A 16,575-nucleotide genomic window follows, 5' to 3' on the forward strand; every position below is an offset into this window, starting at 1 on the left:
CAAGGCGCGCGGTGGGGTGAAATTGTTTTTAATGGAAAAAGGGAAAGTAGTGACGCTAGAAGACCGTGTACCTAAAATCAAACAACAGAGAAAACAAAAAGCTAACAGAAGATTAATTATTTATCTTTCATTATTCTTCATTATGTTGTTTTTGATCATTTACTCGCAATCTCCACTAAGTAAGGTTTCTGGCTTAACTGTAAGCGGTAATTTACATGTAACAGATGAGGAAGTCATAACATTAAGTGGTGTGACCAAAGAGACAAGCATCTGGCGTGTGAACGAAGAAAAAGCAGCTGAACTAATTCAACAACACAAAGAAATTGCATCAGTGGAAGTTCAGAGGATCTTTCCTAACAGTGTTGAGATCACGATCGATGAATTTAAGCGGATAGCATATATATATGAAAATGGAAACTATTACCCTGTCATGGAAAATGGCAAAATGCTCTCTGTTTTGGATGAAGAGGATTCTTTGCCTGATGATGCTCCACTCATGCTGAATTGGAAAAACGGGGAGATGGTGGAGAATTTTATTGTCGAATTAATAAAATTACCTGAATCCATTATCTACTCTATTTCAGAAATACATCATACACCAACGGATATCGATCCTTACCATATAACCATGTTCATGAATGACGGTTATGAAGTAAGTGCAACGATCAGAGATTTCTCGGACAAGATGGCCGCCTATCCTTCCATTGTGGAACAGTTGGATCCAGAAGTTAAAGGTGTCATTAACTTGGAAGTAGGTACATTCTTCAAACCGTACGATACAGGTGGAGAGGAAGAGGAAGAAACAGATGAAAGTGACAGGTAAACATGTTGTCTTGTCCTTTGTTTGTCTAGTCCTTGGATTTATCGTCTCTTACTCGTTTCAACTTACAAACGAGGAAGAAGTCGTAGGTACAGACAGACAATGGCAACGTGATAGGGCAATTAGGGAAACCTTAATCAGGACAGAAGAACGAAACCTGGAATTGCAAAATGAATTACAAGAAAAACAAGAAGCGATTCAATCCATAGAAGAAGAGCTTGCAGAAGGTGAACAACTTTTATTTAACTTGGTCGAAGATGTGGAAAAGCTCCGCATGTTCAATGGAAATGTTAAAGTCCAGGGAGAAGGGGTGGAAGTGACCTTAGCAGACGCCTCTTATGTTCCTTCCGATGAGAATATCAATAATTATATTGTACATGAAAGTCATGTGTTTAAGGTAATGAATGAGCTGTTTATATCTGGTGCTGCAGCGATAGCAATAAACGGACAAAGAATTACTAAAGACTCCTATATCATTTGCAATGGTCCTGTTATAACCATTGATGGAAATCAATATCCTGCGCCGTTCGTCATAACTGCCATTGGAGACTCCGAGGTGCTCATACCTGCACTCAGTATCCTAGGCGGGGTGAAAGATCAACTGGTTGCTGATAATATTACAGTGAAGATGCAAAAAAAAGATCAAGTAGTTCTTGACCCTGTTATTCAATAAGGCTGAATGCATGCTTTGTGGTGAGGTAAGGTGTTCAAGATGGACAAACGCAAATTTAGTTTTACCATGATTACAATTATTGTAGGATTGATGATTGCCATTCAATTTCAAACCGTACAGCAGCCAATCATTCGTGATACGCGCGATACATGGCAACTTAGAAGCGATTTGAATCAGGAGCAAGAAATACAATCACAAATTATCAAAGAAATAAGAAAGTATGACAAAATACTTCAAGACTATTCCAAAGAACGTGATGAATCTAAAGAGGCTATCGTTCGGGAAACGTTGGAAGAACTAAAAGTCGAAGCAGGGCTAACAGAAATGAAGGGACCGGGCATAAAGTTAACAGTCAAACCATTGTTTGACGAGGATGTCCTAGGTAATGTACAGGAAAACATATCTGCAGATCTCCTCAGGAGGTTTGTTAATGAATTGAATTCCTATGGAGTGGAAGAAATAAGTATTGCCAACCAGCGGATTGTCAGCAATACGATAATTAGAGAAATAAATGGTAGGACAAAGGTAAACAATGCGTGGATACCTAATGCAAACTTTGAAATCATCGTTATTACAAGTGACCCGACGAAGCTTTATAATCGACTCCAAGTATCCCGGGCAATGGATGAATTTGCGATAGAAAATCTGTTGCTAGAAGTTTCCACACCTATTAATGAAGTAACCGTTCCTGCTTATGACGAACAGATACGTGTAAAGCATTTGGAACCGGTAAAAACCGGGAAGGAGGGGAACTGATCATGTGGCTTCCTCTTCTGGGCTTGATTGTGGGAATTGTTTTGGGGCTATATTCCGAGATACGGGTTCCTGATGAATATTCCAATTACTTATCGATTGCGGTGCTTGCTGCACTTGATACATTATTCGGTGGAATTCGTGCCCATCTACAAAACAATTATGATGATAAAGTATTTGTATCCGGATTTTTCTTTAATATCCTACTTGCTGCAAGTTTAGCTTTTCTAGGCGTACATCTTGGTGTAGACTTATATTTAGCTGCAGTTTTTGCTTTTGGAGTAAGGCTTTTTCAGAACATAGCAGTGATAAGAAGAATATTATTGTCAAAATGGTCGCTTTCTAAAGAAAAAAACGAAAAAAAATGATTTTAAAAAAAGGGAAAACATCATATTTGTGGAATACTTTCTAATATAATATGTTTTTCTGATGTTGTTCTTAAATAATTGGTTTTTTTAGGAGTAGAAGGAGGTGCCATAGAATGAACAGCAATGAAATATACGTCAGTTTGGACATCGGTACATCCAGTGTTAAAGTAATCATTGGAGAAATGGTGAATGATACTTTAAATATTATTGGAGTCGGTAATGTAAAATCAACAGGTTTAAGAAAAGGATCTATAGTAGACATAGATGAAACTGTTCATTCCATCAATAAGGCGGTTGAACAGGCTGAGAGAATGGTAGGGATGCCAATAAACAGAGTGGTCGTTGGTGTCACCGGAAACCATGTACAGCTTCAAGATTGCCATGGAGTGGTAGCAGTTTCAAGTGAAAACAGGGAAATAGGGGACGAAGACATCGCTAGGGTAATAGATGCCGCGCAAGTCTTTTCCATCCCTCCAGAGAGAGAAATCATTGATTGTATTCCAAAACAATTCATCGTTGATGGATTGGATGAAATTAATGATCCACGTGGAATGCTTGGTGTTCGCCTAGAGATGGAAGGTACCCTTATCACTGGGTCAAAAACAGTCTTACATAACTTACTGCGTTGTGTAGAGAAAGCTGGATTGGAAATAACGGATATCTGCTTGCAGCCACTTGCTTCTGGTTCGATTGCCCTGTCTAAGGACGAACGCAATCTAGGGGTGGCGCTTGTGGACATTGGTGGGGGTTCAACTACCATTGCCGTATTTGAAGATGGATTCCTAAAGGCAACAAGTGTCTTACCTGTTGGCGGAGAGTACATCACTAAAGACATTTCCATAGGTTTACGTACTTCCACAGAAGACGCAGAAAAAATCAAACAAAAACATGGACATGCCTTTTATGACCATGCATCCGATGAAGAAGTATTCAGTGTACCGATTATCGGAAGTGATCAGCATCAACAATTCAGTCAACTTGAAATCTCTGATATTATAGAAGCAAGAATGGAAGAGATCTTTGAGCTTGTACAAAACGAGATTAAAAGATTAGGTGTCCGGGAGATTCCTGGAGGCTATGTATTAACTGGCGGTGTAGTAGCCATGCCAGGTGTCCTGGAATTGGCACAGTTGATACTTAACAATAATGTAAGAAAAGCTGTTCCCGATTATATAGGCGTAAGAGAGCCTCAATATACTACAGGAGTAGGTCTTATCCAATTTGCATACAAAAATGCAAAACTGCAAGGCAGAAAAATTGAAACTACATCAGCACCAAGCGAATACCCGGAAAAACGTAGTGGAAAACAAACTCAACAAAAAGTAAAGCAAGCAAAGCAACCAGTAAACGAAGAAGAAAAAGTAGGCAACAAAGTAAAAAAATTCTTCGGACTATTCTTTGAATAAGGTTTAAGGTCAAAGAAATGTAGTTAAGGATAACATAGCTGTTGATTGTAGCACCGGGCGAAGACTCCGGCTGGAGGTAGCGGTAGACTTGAGACCCCACAGCTCAGCGAGGAGGCTCAAGCACCGCCCCGCGGAAAGCGAAGCCCAGTGCGCAAATCAACAGCGGTGTTCAACAGTTACTAGCTTTAGCTTGCAAGTACTTTCGAGAAATAGGAGGAACAGTCATGTTAGATTTTGATAACAGTATCGATCAATTAGCTACCATAAAAGTAATCGGAGTTGGTGGAGGCGGAAACAACGCTGTAAACCGTATGATAGAGCATGGTGTTCAAGGAGTAGAGTTCATCGCTGTTAACACGGATGCTCAAGCTCTTAACCTATCAAAAGCAGAAGTGAAAATGCAAATCGGAGGCAAACTTACTCGTGGACTTGGAGCAGGTGCAAATCCTGAAGTAGGAAAAAAAGCTGCCGAAGAGAGTAAAGAGCAGTTAGAAGAAGTCCTTAAAGGTGCAGACATGGTATTTGTCACAGCTGGTATGGGCGGAGGTACCGGTACTGGTGCAGCTCCTGTAATCGCACAAATTGCACGTGATCTCGGTGCATTGACTGTCGGTGTTGTAACAAGACCATTTACTTTTGAAGGTCGTAAGCGTGCTACTCAAGCAGCTGGCGGTATTGCTTCCATGAAAGAAGGAGTAGATACGTTAATCGTTATCCCAAATGATCGTCTTCTTGAGATTGTTGATAAAAACACTCCAATGTTAGAAGCGTTCCGTGAAGCAGATAACGTACTTCGTCAAGGTGTACAAGGTATCTCTGACCTGATTGCTACTCCAGGTTTAATCAACCTTGACTTTGCTGACGTGAAAACAATCATGTCCAACAAAGGTTCTGCATTGATGGGGATTGGTGTTGCTACAGGTGAAAACCGTGCAGCAGAAGCAGCGAAAAAAGCTGTATCTTCTCCTCTACTTGAAACTTCTATCGACGGAGCTCAAGGTGTATTAATGAACATTACAGGTGGAACTAACCTAAGCCTGTATGAAGTACAGGAAGCTGCAGACATCGTGGCATCTGCTTCTGATCAAGAAGTGAACATGATTTTTGGTTCTGTAATCAATGAAAACCTTAAAGACGAAATCGTTGTAACGGTTATCGCTACAGGGTTCAGCGAAGCAGAAATTAACCATACAAAACAAGGTGCCCGTCCAGTCTTCGGCGCTCAAAAAGCTCCGGCACAAAAACCACAACAACCGCAACGCGAAGTTAGACGTGAAGAGCCTGTTCATCAACAACAGGAACAACAAGAGCCACGTCGCCAGCAACAACCACAGCAACAAGAAGAAACGTTGGATATTCCAACATTCTTGCGCAACAGAAATCGCCGCCGCTAATCTAATTAGCTCCGGCTAAACAAAAAGCACCAAACCATTGCAAGTGAAAATGGTTTGGTGCTTTTTTTACAATAAATTATAAAAGTATATAAAACTGTTGATTTCCGTTCCAGGCGCTTCGCTTGCCTGCGGGCGGTCCGTGAGCCTCCTCAGGCTTCGCCTTCCGGGGTCTCACCTGTCCCTTCCTCCCGCGGGCGTCTTCGCGCCTTCCACTCCAATCAACTAGGGGACTTCATTCATTTAAGGGTTTATGAAAAAGCGTCTTACTTAGTTAACATTGGATAAGCATTAACTTAACATCTACTTAATTTTAGCTGTGGATTGGAGCAAATGGCGTAGACTCCAGCGGGGGAGTAACGGTAGATTGAGACCCCTGAAGCGTTGTGAGGAGGCTCAAGCACCGTCCAGCGGAAAGCGAAGCCATTTGCGGAAAGGAACAGCGATGTTAAAGCAAGCAACAATACTTTTCATCATCCTTCTTACCTCTAAGTATCCCCTCCGACAAATAAGCAAAAAAACCTTCAAAAATTGTATTCTACCATCGGCAGGAACTGACAGACTTTCTAATAGTAGTGATTTATACTAGTTTCAAACATAAAAAGGTATAAATGAGGGACTAAACTTGACCGTATATTTAGATGCGATCTGGCTATTGAATTTTGGGTTTGATTTCCTGCTTTTAAAGATTACTGGTATCATCCTGAAACGAAAAATGGTGTCTTGGAGACTAATGCTGGGGGCATTTTTGGGTTCTTTAATTGTAGTACTCATGTTTACCCCACTACAGTCAATTGTTGCAAATCCATTCGTCAAAATGCTTTTCTCCCTCACGATTATACTCGCTGCATTCGGGTTCCATAGGCTCAGGGTATTTATAGAAAATCTAATTGTATTCTATGTTACTACCTTTTCTGTAGGCGGTGGTATGCTGGCAGTTCATTACGCCTTGCAAGTGGATCAACGTTTCGCCAATGAAACAGTTCAAAGCTTGACCACTGGACTTGGTGATCCTATTTCATGGATGTTCGTCCTCATCGGTTTTCCGGCCCTTTTATACTTATCAAAGAAGCAATTCCATGCAGTAGAAACAAGAAGATTTAAATATGATCAATTGGCCACTATCTCTATTACCGTTGAAAAGGAAGTGATTTCGTTACCAGGTCTTTTGGACAGTGGAAACCAGCTGTTAGATCCTATTACCAAAACCCCGGTCATGATTGTAGAGGTGGACTCTCTTCATGCATTTATCCCTCAAGAAATAATACAAGCCATGGACTCCATTGAACAAACACAAGGTTGGCCGACATTCTCAGAAGAGACGAAGTGGGTGGAGAGAATAAGAATCATTCCATATCGTGCAGTTGGAAAAAGCACCAGCTTGATGCTTGCAATTAAGCCGGATAAAGCTGTCATTCACCATGATGGCAAACAGTATGAAACAAGTAAATTTCTGCTGGGGCTGACAAAAACAAAACTCTCTTCCGAAGGGGATTATGTATGTATCCTCCATCCGAAAATGCTACAGGGGGAAGTAGTTGAGCAGGTTTCATGAAGCTATGCCAGAAACTCAGACATGAATTAGAAAAAGGGAGGAATTACTTTGGGGAAACTAAAGATTAAGGTTACTTATTTATGGTATAAATTATTAATCAAGCTCGGATTGAAGACAGATGAAATTTATTATATAGGAGGAAGTGAAGCACTACCTCCTCCATTATCAAAAGAAGAAGAGGCACACCTGCTCATCAAACTGCCTAATGGGGATCAAGCTGCAAGATCCATCTTAATAGAACGAAACTTGAGACTTGTTGTGTACATCGCAAGAAAGTTCGAAAACACGGGCATAAATATTGAAGATTTGATCAGTATTGGAACAATTGGGCTTATTAAAGCGGTAAATACATTCAATCCTGAGAAAAAAATCAAACTTGCAACTTATGCTTCCCGCTGCATCGAGAATGAAATTTTAATGTATCTGCGCAGGAACAATAAGGTTCGTTCAGAAGTATCATTTGATGAACCTTTGAATATCGACTGGGATGGCAATGAATTGTTGCTATCTGATGTGTTAGGAACTGAGGAAGATATCATCACAAAAGATCTGGAAGCAAATGTTGATCGAAAACTTTTATTGAAAGCTTTAGAACAATTAAATGATAGGGAAAAACAAATTATGGAACTACGCTTTGGACTTATTGGCGGCGAAGAAAAAACGCAAAAAGATGTGGCAGATATGCTAGGAATTTCGCAATCATATATATCCCGTTTAGAAAAACGTATTATTAAAAGACTTCGAAAAGAATTCAATAAAATGGTGTGAAAAAATTTTTTTAATGAATAATGCCAGCAGTGATAAGGAATGACATTATTTGTCAGAATAGATAGATTACTGCATATGCATATTTTTCCCTCCTGAGGAGATACTTAACTCTGAACAGCAACTCCTGTTAGGAGGGGAAAGAATGACACGTAATAAGGTAGAGATTTGTGGAGTAGACACCTCTAAACTTCCCGTTTTGAAAAATGAAGAAATGAGGAAGTTGTTTCGCGAAATGCAAGGTGGTGAGCTTTCTGCTCGTGAAAAGCTTGTGAATGGTAATTTAAGGCTTGTATTAAGTGTTATTCAACGGTTTAACAACCGTGGAGAATTTGTCGATGACTTATTTCAGGTAGGATGTATTGGATTAATGAAATCCATTGATAACTTTGATTTAGGTCAGAATGTTAAATTTTCTACATATGCAGTACCGATGATCATCGGGGAAATCAGACGTTATCTTCGTGACAATAACCCAATTAGAGTATCAAGGTCGTTACGTGATATCGCCTATAAAGCACTGCAAGTGAGAGAAAGATTGATGAGTGAAACATCCAGAGAGCCAACAGCTGAAGAGATTGCAAAGGTATTGGAAGTGCCTCACGAAGAGATTGTTTTCGCCCTAGATGCTATCCAAGATCCTGTATCATTGTTTGAGCCAATTTACAATGATGGAGGAGATCCTATCTATGTTTTAGATCAGATTAGTGATGAAAAGAACAAGGATATCCAATGGATAGAGGAGATTGCGCTTAAAGAAGGAATGAGACGCCTGAATGACAGGGAAAAGCTTATTTTGAGAAAACGTTTCTTTCAAGGAAAAACACAGATGGAAGTTGCTGATGAAATCGGAATTTCGCAAGCTCAAGTATCTCGCCTGGAAAAGGCGGCAATCAAGCAGATGAATAAAAATATTCAAAGCTAATGCAGTAAAATATAAAAATAAAAGTGCCAGTGTCCAATTATAAACGGATCACTGGTTCTTTTTTTGGACAAGTATGTAATATCAATTAAAACTTTTTTCTTTTCCCTTCATGAAGACTGGTACACATATCATATAGTTAAGTATGATAGACAAAATGGAGGAATGAAAATGGTGAAAATATCTGATTTTCAAACGAAAGATGTTGTTAGTGTTTCTGATGGGAAAAAACTAGGTAATATTGGTGATATAGATATAAATCTAACGAATGGGAAAATTGAAGCGATTATCATTACCGGTGGTGGAAAAATGCTTGGTTTTTTCGGAAAGGATGAGGAAGTCGTAATCCCTTGGCGTAATATTGTCAAAATTGGTGCAGACGTCATTCTTGTGCGTTATCAAACAAAGGTAGAGACAACATATGAGGAATGATACGCGAAAATTACTGTCGAAAGGGACAATATAATTCAAAGTTAGTAGAAAAATGTGGTACAATATGAAAGAATATGAGTGTAAGAATAAAGAAGGTGTCATAAATGACGGAGCCATTTGTTCTGGAAAAAGAACAAGCACTGTCCCTCCCTGCTTGGAAAAAGGAAAATTCCAACCTTATTGTCGGATTTACGACGAAAAATGGAGGAGTCAGTGAAGGACAATTCAGTGCTTTGAACATGGGGTTGCATGTTAATGATTCAGTTGAAGCTGTTTGTCAAAATAAAGAAATTTTGGCAAGTGTGTTGAATATGCCTACACAGAATTGGGTAGGATGCGACCAAACACATGAAGATAAAATCATTAAAGTAGACAGCAATGATAAGGGAAAAGGTGTTTGCTCTTACAACACTACTTTGGCAGGAACGGACGGCATTTATACAGATTGTGAAGACATTTTATTAACACTATGTTTTGCTGATTGTGTGCCATTGTACTTTTATTCTAAGGAGCATTCGCTTGTTGGGATTGCTCATGCCGGCTGGAAGGGTACCGTGAAAAATATTGGCGGTCACATGATCAACCGATGGGTGGAAGATGGCGTTAACATGGATACCATTCAAGTAGCCATTGGACCAGCCATATCGGCACAAGCATATATTGTAGATGATTATGTTATTAATAGAATAGTGGATGCACTTCCTGCTGTAGAAAAGGAAAAATACATGAAAGAAGTTTCAAGCGGGCAGTATGCTCTTGATCTTAAAAAAGTCAACTACGAACTTCTTTTACAAGCTGGTGTGAATGAGAAAAACATCCTGTGCAGCTCTTTTTGTACAAGCTCTGATGAATCCTTATTCTTTTCCCATCGTCGGGATAAAGGGAAAACAGGAAGAATGATGAGTTTTATCGGTTTGAAAGGAGTGGATTTTGCATGAACCAACCATCAGTCGAATCAAATCTTTCCGAAATTCAACAAAATATCAGAAATGCCTGTCACAATGTCAATCGTTCAGTAGAAGAGGTTAAGATTATTGCCGTAACAAAATATGTATCAACAGAGCGTGCCCAAGAGGCCATAAACACTGGTGTAAAACATCTTGGTGAAAATCGGGATGATGGCTTTTTAAAGAAATGGGATGCAATTTCCAATGAGGCAACGTGGCATTACATTGGTACTTTACAATCTAAAAAAGTGAAAAATATCATCGGTAAAGTTGATTATATTCACTCCTTGGACCGCAAGTCCCTAGCAGAAGAAATACATAAGAGGGCAGAAAAAGCCGTTAAATGCTTTATACAAGTAAATGTATCAGGGGAAGATTCTAAACATGGGCTAGCGCCAGAAGAAGTCCCGGGATTTGTAAAAACGATCTCAGACCTTCATAACATTCAAATCGTCGGTTTAATGACCATGGCCCCTTTTACAGAGGAAGAAGAACTGTTACGAAACTGCTTCCGCGGATTAAAGTCTCTGCAACAAGAAATTCAATCGATGAACCTTCCGTTTGCGCCATGTACAGAACTGTCCATGGGGATGTCCAATGACTACAAGATTGCCATTGAAGAAGGTGCAACATTTATCCGAATCGGAAGTGCACTTGTAGGAAACGAACAATAATTTGGAGGTGTGAGGTATGACAATAAAATCAAAATTTAAAAGTTTTTTTGCCTTAGATGATGAAGAATATGAGTACAAAGAATCGGAAGTATACGAGGAAGAAGAAGTGGTAGAGGAGCCAAGAAGAACAAGATCCGGCACCACACAACAACCTGCTTCTAGACAGAACGTTGTCAGTCTGCAAAGTGTACAGAAGACATCTAAAGTGGTACTTTATGAACCTAGATCCTATTCGGAAGCACAAGACGTTGCCGACCATTTAAAGAACCGCCGCGCCATCATCGTCAACTTGCAGCGAATTGATATGGATCAAGCAAAAAGAATTGTAGATTTCCTAAGTGGCACCGTATACGCCATAGGTGGAGATATCCAGCGCATTGGACAAAATATCTTCCTATGCACTCCAGACAATGTGGATGTATCTGGGTCTATTTCAGAAATTATGCAACAAGAACAGGAAGAATATACAGACAAGAGGTGGTAGACTAACATGGATGTTTTTTTTAGGTTATTGAACGATTTAGTTTTTATTTACACGATAGCTTTAATCATCTATATTTTTATGTCTTGGTTCCCAGGAGCAAGGGAATCATCATTTGGGAGGATCCTAGGAAGGATATGTGAGCCTTATCTTGACATGTTCCGCCGTATCATTCCGCCGCTAGGAATGATTGATATTTCTCCTATTGTGGCTATTTTCGTATTACGATATGCTGTCTTAGGGCTTGCAGCATTATTTAGAATGCTGGGCTTATATTAATACTAAAGCAGGGAATCTCGACTTTAACGGGTTTCCCTTCTTAACTTTTTGTAAGAGTAGAGTGATATGATGAGTATTTATCAACATTTTCGTCAAGAAGAGCATGAATTTATTGATCAAGTATTAGAATGGAAGGATACCGTTATAGAACAGTATGCTTCCAAACTTACAGATTTCCTTGACCCTCGGGAGCAAGAAATTGTAAAGAGTGTTGTTGGCAATAATGAGGATGTAAAGCTTGCTTTCCATGGGGGAGCGAATGGGGCCGAAAGAAAGCGAGCCCTCTTGTATCCTCCTTACCTCGAACCCACTGCAGAAGATTTCGGGTTAAAGGCTTATGATCTTTCCTATCCCGAAAAGTTTGTGAAAATTGAACACCGCCAAGTGCTTGGGTCCTTGATGGGTATTGGTCTAAAAAGAAGCAAGTTTGGTGATATTTATTTTCACGATAGTAGTATTCAAATAGTACTAAGCGCAGAAGTGAGTGCTTTTGTTGAGATGCAATTACAAGAAGTGGGGAAAGTGAAGGTTTCCTTGAATGAGTTGCCTCTTGAGAATTTAGAGTCAACTGAAACAAGCTGGGAGGAAGCTTCTACGACTGCTGCATCCCTGCGGTTAGATGTTATGATTGCTTCCATCTACAATCTTTCCAGACAAAAAGCGCAGTTATTGATTGGTGCCAAGAAGGTGAAGATTAACTGGAAGCTTGTTGAACAGACAGCCTTTGAATGCCAGGAAGGGGACATCCTTTCCGTAAGGGGATTTGGAAGAAGTAAACTTTTGACTGTAGATGGAAAAACCAAGAAAGACAAATGGAGAATTATTGTAGGAAAACAAAAATAATTTTTTGTTCGGCAGGAAAACAAGAGAGTATGTCGAATAATGTTAAGTAACAGTAGAGATTTTAATGGAGGTGGCATCAATGCCCTTAACACCACTTGATATTCACAATAAAGAGTTTAACAAGGCTTTTCGCGGTTACGATGAAGATGAAGTAAATGAATTTCTTGACCAGGTAATCAAGGACTATGAAATGATTCTGCGTGAAAAGAAAGAGCATGAGGAAAAGGCCAAAGAGTTGAATGACCGATTGTCTCACTTTAACACGATTGAAGAAACGTTAAATAAGTCCATTCTAGTGGCACAAGAATCCGCAGAGGATGTCAGAAGAAATGCCCAGAAAGAAGCAAAACTGATTATCAAGGAAGCGGAAAAAAATGCTGACCGTATTATTAATGAATCTTTATTAAAGTCCAGAAAGCTTCAAGTGGAAATAGACGAATTGAAGAAGCAATCAAAGATCTTCCGCAACCGTTTCAAGATGCTTGTTGAAGCGCAGTTGGAACTAATCGACAATGATGACTGGGAACATTTAATGGAATATGAAGAAAAAGATAAAGAATTAGAAGAAAGTGGAGTATAACCTTGACGATATAAGGTTATATTCAGTATAATAACGAAACAAATCAAAGTTTTTTCATACAATAAATAAATGCACTTATTTTTTATAAAAATATTAAAGCGTTGATAGGGACAGTAGTTTCTCTTACCACTTATGATAGCGAACCGGGGACGGTGAAAGCCCGGTATAAGAAGAGAAGTGAAAATCACCCTAGAGCATGGGACTGAACGCATAATGCCTCTAAGTCTTGTCGTCACATTCACGTTACGAATGCTAAAGCGGACTAAACCTGCCTTCAAGCAGCTAAGTCAATTTAGGGTGGTACCACGGGAGATCCTCTCGTCCCTTTCATGGGATGAGGGGATTTTTTTATTTTTGAAGATTTTTTAGCTGTTGATTGGAGCACAGGGCGAAGACTCCTGAGGGAGATAGCGCTAGGTGGAGACCCCGCAGGCTTGCCGAGGAGGCTCTCGTCAGCCCCTAGGAAAGCGAAGCCCAGTGCGGAAATCAACAGCGGTGTATATGAGTACCTTTATTTTATGAAAAAACAAAAATGTGAAAGTTGGAGGAAAGACCATGGAATACAAAGATACGTTACTAATGCCTAAAACCGAATTCCCAATGCGCGGAAACCTACCAAACCGCGAACCGCAACTACAACAAAAATGGGACGAAATGGACATCTACAAAAAAGTGCAAGACCGCACAAAAGATCGCCCAATGTATGTCTTGCACGACGGACCTCCATATGCAAACGGAGACATCCATATGGGTCACGCACTCAACAAAGTCCTAAAAGACTTCATCGTCCGCTACAAATCCATGAGCGGCTACCATGCGCCATATGTTCCAGGTTGGGATACACACGGTCTGCCAATTGAAACAGCTCTTACAAAAAACAAAAAAGTAAAACGCAAAGAAATGTCCGTAGCAGACTTCCGTAAATTATGTGAAGAGTATGCATATGACCAAGTAGATCGCCAACGTGAGCAATTTATGCGCCTAGGTGTACGTGGTGACTGGTTTAATCCATATATCACACTAAAACCTGAATATGAAGCACAACAGATTAAAGTGTTCGGAGAAATGGCGAAGAACGGATTAATCTATAAAGGCTTAAAGCCGGTTTATTGGTCTCCTTCCAGTGAATCTGCACTTGCAGAAGCGGAAATCGAGTATCAAGATAAGCGTTCTCCTTCCATTTATGTAGCCTTTAAGGTAGAAGACGGAAAAGGTGTACTAGATGGTTCTGAGAGCTTCATCATCTGGACGACCACTCCATGGACCATTCCTGCTAACCTTGGAATTGCGGTGCATGCAGATCTAGATTACAGTGTAGTCGAAGTAAATGGCAGCAAGTTCATCATCGCTGCAGAACTGTTTGAAACGGTATCTAGCACACTTGAGTGGGAAGATGCGAAAGTTGTGAAAACACTTAAAGGGGCAGAACTTGAGCATGTAGTTGCTAAACACCCTTTATATGACCGTACTTCGTTAGTAATGCTTGGTGAACATGTAACGACTGACGCAGGAACGGGCTGTGTTCACACTGCACCAGGTCACGGGGAAGATGACTTTATCATCGGAAAGAAATATGGCCTTGATGTATTATGTCCGGTTGATGCAAAAGGAAATATGACAGAAGAAGCACCAGGCTTTGAAGGACTTTTCTATGATGAAGCTAACAAGCCAATCACAGAAAAACTTCAAGAAGCAGGCGCGCTGTTAAAATTAAACTTTATCACGCACTCCTATCCACATGACTGGCGTACAAAAAAGCCGACTATTTTCCGTGCAACAGCACAATGGTTTGCTTCCATCGATAAAATCAGGGACCAATTGCTTGAAGCAGTAGCAGAAACAAAGTGGGTACCAGCATGGGGAGAAACTCGCCTTTACAACATGGTTCGTGACCGTGGAGACTGGTGTATCTCTCGTCAACGTGCATGGGGTGTTCCGATTCCTGTGTTCTATGCAGAAAACGGCCAGGAAATTATCACAGACGAAACGATCGATCATGTATCTGCTCTGTTCAGAGAGCATGGATCTAATATCTGGTTTGAAAAAGAAGCGAAAGACTTGCTTCCAGAAGGTTTCACACATGAAGGAAGCCCAAATGGTACTTTCTTTAAAGAGATGGACATCATGGACGTATGGTTTGATTCCGGTTCGTCCCATCAATCCGTTCTTGAAGAAAGAGATGACCTGCAACGTCCTGCTGACCTTTACCTTGAAGGTTCTGACCAATATCGAGGATGGTTCAACTCTTCTTTGACGACAAGTGTAGCAGTAACAGGAAAGGCTCCTTATAAAGGAATCTTGAGTCACGGTTTCGCACTTGATGGCGAAGGGCGCAAAATGAGTAAATCACTAGGTAACGTAGTTCTTCCATCCAAGGTAATGAACCAACTTGGTGCAGATATTCTTCGCTTATGGGTAGCTTCTGTTGATTATCAATCTGACGTGAGAGTGTCTGATAATATCTTAAAGCAAGTAGCCGAAGTGTATCGTAAAATCCGTAACACTTTCCGCTTCCTGCTTGGTAACCTTGCTGACTTTGATTCTACTGTAAATGCGGTGGATGTGAAGGATCTTCGCGAAGTGGACCGTTACATGATGGTCAAACTTAACAACTTAATCACCAAAGTGAAAAAGTCCTATGAAGATTACGAGTTTGCTGGCATCTATCATGCTGTTCACAACTTCTGCACGATTGAATTAAGTTCCTTCTATCTTGACTTTGCGAAAGATATTCTTTACATCGAAGGAAAAGATCAGCATGACCGCCGAGCAATCCAGACCGTTCTTTATGAGACATTGCTTGCGTTGACAAAACTTGTAACACCAATTCTTCCTCATACAGCTGACGAAGTATGGTCACACATCGATTTTGTAAAAGAAGAGAGTGTCCAACTGGTTGATATGCCGGATGTATTGCCTGTTGACGGTGCAGATGCGATTGAAGAAAAATGGGATAAATTCATGGCATTACGTGACGATGTGTTAAAAGCGTTAGAGGTTGCCCGTAACGAAAAAGTTATCGGAAAATCCCTTGCTGCAAAAATCACTTTATATCCGAATGCGGAAACTAAGGCATTGCTTGATTCCATCGAAGAAAATGTTCAGCAATTGTTCATCGTTTCCGGTTTGGAAGTTGCTGGCGTGAAAGAAGAAGCTCCAGAGAGTGCTCATGTGTTTGAAGGAGTAGCCATTTCGGTTACGCCTGCTGAAGGTGAAACATGTGACCGCTGCTGGGTTGTCACACCGACAGTTGGAGAAGATAAAGATCATCCAACACTTTGTGTTCGCTGTGCAACTGTAGTGAAAGAAAATTATAGTGCTTAATACTTTTAAAAAGACCTGCGCTGACAAATGTTGGCGCAGGTTTTATTATTATATTTTAATTAAGTTTTGCATTAGCACTAGGTAGTCATACAGGATGAACGAGGACAATGTTTTACACTTTTCAGTGGGGAAGGTAGTCATACGCTTTGAACGAGGACAATGTTTGGCACTTTTACATGGGGAAGGTAGTCATACGCTTTGAACGAGGACAATGTTTTACACTTTTCAGTGGGTAAGGTAGTCATACGCCCAGAATGAGGACAATGTTTCCCAATATTCAAAGTCACAGGTAGTCATACGCTCCCGATGTAAGGATAATGTTTACTATCAGCTTTATTTACCACCCTCTATTTGCTATAATT

17 protein-coding genes and 1 other annotated feature are annotated in these 16,575 nt (G+C 40.2%); all 17 genes read left to right on the forward strand.

The features are described 5' to 3' along the window. Positions 1 to 16: 16 nt before the first annotated feature. A complete protein-coding gene (locus M313_RS0105015) occupies positions 17 to 823 on the forward strand; it encodes a cell division protein FtsQ/DivIB (RefSeq protein ID WP_326929586.1) in 807 nt (268 codons plus the stop codon). Beyond that, positions 807 to 1,493 (forward strand): DUF881 domain-containing protein, encoded by a 687-nt coding sequence (locus M313_RS0105020; protein ID WP_010193063.1) that lies wholly within the window; start codon positions 807 to 809, stop codon positions 1,491 to 1,493. Before M313_RS0105015 ends, M313_RS0105020 begins: the two co-directional genes overlap by 17 nt. A gap of 39 nt (positions 1,494 to 1,532) precedes the next feature. Next, positions 1,533 to 2,249 carry a DUF881 domain-containing protein gene (locus M313_RS0105025; protein ID WP_010193064.1) on the forward strand — a complete coding sequence of 239 codons (717 nt, stop codon included), beginning with the start codon at positions 1,533 to 1,535 and terminating at the stop codon, positions 2,247 to 2,249. 2 nt (positions 2,250 to 2,251) lie between these two features. Beyond that, on the forward strand, positions 2,252 to 2,614 hold the full coding sequence (locus M313_RS0105030) for a small basic family protein (protein ID WP_010193065.1): 363 nt from the start codon (positions 2,252 to 2,254) through the stop codon (positions 2,612 to 2,614). A 113-nt stretch (positions 2,615 to 2,727) separates the two neighbouring features. Further along, on the forward strand, positions 2,728 to 4,020 hold the full coding sequence (gene ftsA / locus M313_RS0105035; protein ID WP_010193066.1) for a cell division protein FtsA: 1,293 nt from the start codon (positions 2,728 to 2,730) through the stop codon (positions 4,018 to 4,020). Positions 4,021 to 4,244: 224 nt separating this feature from the next. Next, positions 4,245 to 5,414, forward strand: coding sequence for a cell division protein FtsZ (gene ftsZ / locus M313_RS0105040; RefSeq protein WP_010193067.1), 1,170 nt, complete (start codon positions 4,245 to 4,247; stop codon positions 5,412 to 5,414). 622 nt (positions 5,415 to 6,036) lie between these two features. After that, on the forward strand, positions 6,037 to 6,966 hold the full coding sequence (spoIIGA, locus tag M313_RS0105045; RefSeq protein ID WP_010193069.1) for a sigma-E processing peptidase SpoIIGA: 930 nt from the start codon (positions 6,037 to 6,039) through the stop codon (positions 6,964 to 6,966). Positions 6,967 to 7,014: 48 nt separating this feature from the next. Then, a complete protein-coding gene (gene sigE / locus M313_RS0105050) occupies positions 7,015 to 7,734 on the forward strand; it encodes an RNA polymerase sporulation sigma factor SigE (RefSeq protein WP_010193070.1) in 720 nt (239 codons plus the stop codon). A gap of 142 nt (positions 7,735 to 7,876) precedes the next feature. Then, positions 7,877 to 8,656: an RNA polymerase sporulation sigma factor SigG gene (gene sigG / locus M313_RS0105055; protein WP_010193071.1), complete on the forward strand. Its 780-nt coding sequence runs from the start codon at positions 7,877 to 7,879 to the stop codon at positions 8,654 to 8,656. A 168-nt stretch (positions 8,657 to 8,824) separates the two neighbouring features. Then, positions 8,825 to 9,085 carry a YlmC/YmxH family sporulation protein gene (locus M313_RS0105060; protein WP_010193072.1) on the forward strand — a complete coding sequence of 87 codons (261 nt, stop codon included), beginning with the start codon at positions 8,825 to 8,827 and terminating at the stop codon, positions 9,083 to 9,085. A gap of 104 nt (positions 9,086 to 9,189) precedes the next feature. After that, positions 9,190 to 10,023 (forward strand): peptidoglycan editing factor PgeF, encoded by an 834-nt coding sequence (gene pgeF / locus M313_RS0105065; protein ID WP_010193073.1) that lies wholly within the window; start codon positions 9,190 to 9,192, stop codon positions 10,021 to 10,023. Next, positions 10,020 to 10,706 carry a YggS family pyridoxal phosphate-dependent enzyme gene (locus M313_RS0105070; RefSeq protein ID WP_010193074.1) on the forward strand — a complete coding sequence of 229 codons (687 nt, stop codon included), beginning with the start codon at positions 10,020 to 10,022 and terminating at the stop codon, positions 10,704 to 10,706. Before pgeF ends, M313_RS0105070 begins: the two co-directional genes overlap by 4 nt. Before the next feature lie 16 nt (positions 10,707 to 10,722). Beyond that, positions 10,723 to 11,190, forward strand: a complete 468-nt coding sequence (locus tag M313_RS0105075; RefSeq protein ID WP_010193075.1) for a cell division protein SepF — start codon at positions 10,723 to 10,725, stop codon at positions 11,188 to 11,190. A gap of 6 nt (positions 11,191 to 11,196) precedes the next feature. Further along, positions 11,197 to 11,466 (forward strand): YggT family protein, encoded by a 270-nt coding sequence (locus M313_RS0105080; RefSeq protein WP_010193076.1) that lies wholly within the window; start codon positions 11,197 to 11,199, stop codon positions 11,464 to 11,466. Between the two features lie 69 nt (positions 11,467 to 11,535). Further along, entirely contained in the window at positions 11,536 to 12,309 is a 774-nt protein-coding gene (locus M313_RS0105085; RefSeq protein WP_029326347.1) for a YlmH family RNA-binding protein, read from the forward strand. A gap of 79 nt (positions 12,310 to 12,388) precedes the next feature. Continuing rightward, entirely contained in the window at positions 12,389 to 12,889 is a 501-nt protein-coding gene (locus M313_RS0105090; protein WP_010193078.1) for a DivIVA domain-containing protein, read from the forward strand. Between the two features lie 92 nt (positions 12,890 to 12,981). Next, positions 12,982 to 13,218: a binding site (T-box leader), on the forward strand. Between the two features lie 226 nt (positions 13,219 to 13,444). Then, positions 13,445 to 16,213 (forward strand): isoleucine--tRNA ligase, encoded by a 2,769-nt coding sequence (gene ileS / locus M313_RS0105095; protein WP_010193080.1) that lies wholly within the window; start codon positions 13,445 to 13,447, stop codon positions 16,211 to 16,213. The last annotated feature ends 362 nt before the right edge of the window (positions 16,214 to 16,575 follow it).

The sequence above is a fragment of the Bacillus sp. m3-13 genome, from assembly GCF_000175075.1.
GTDB lineage: Bacteria > Bacillota > Bacilli > Bacillales > Bacillaceae_I > Sutcliffiella_A > Sutcliffiella_A horikoshii_C.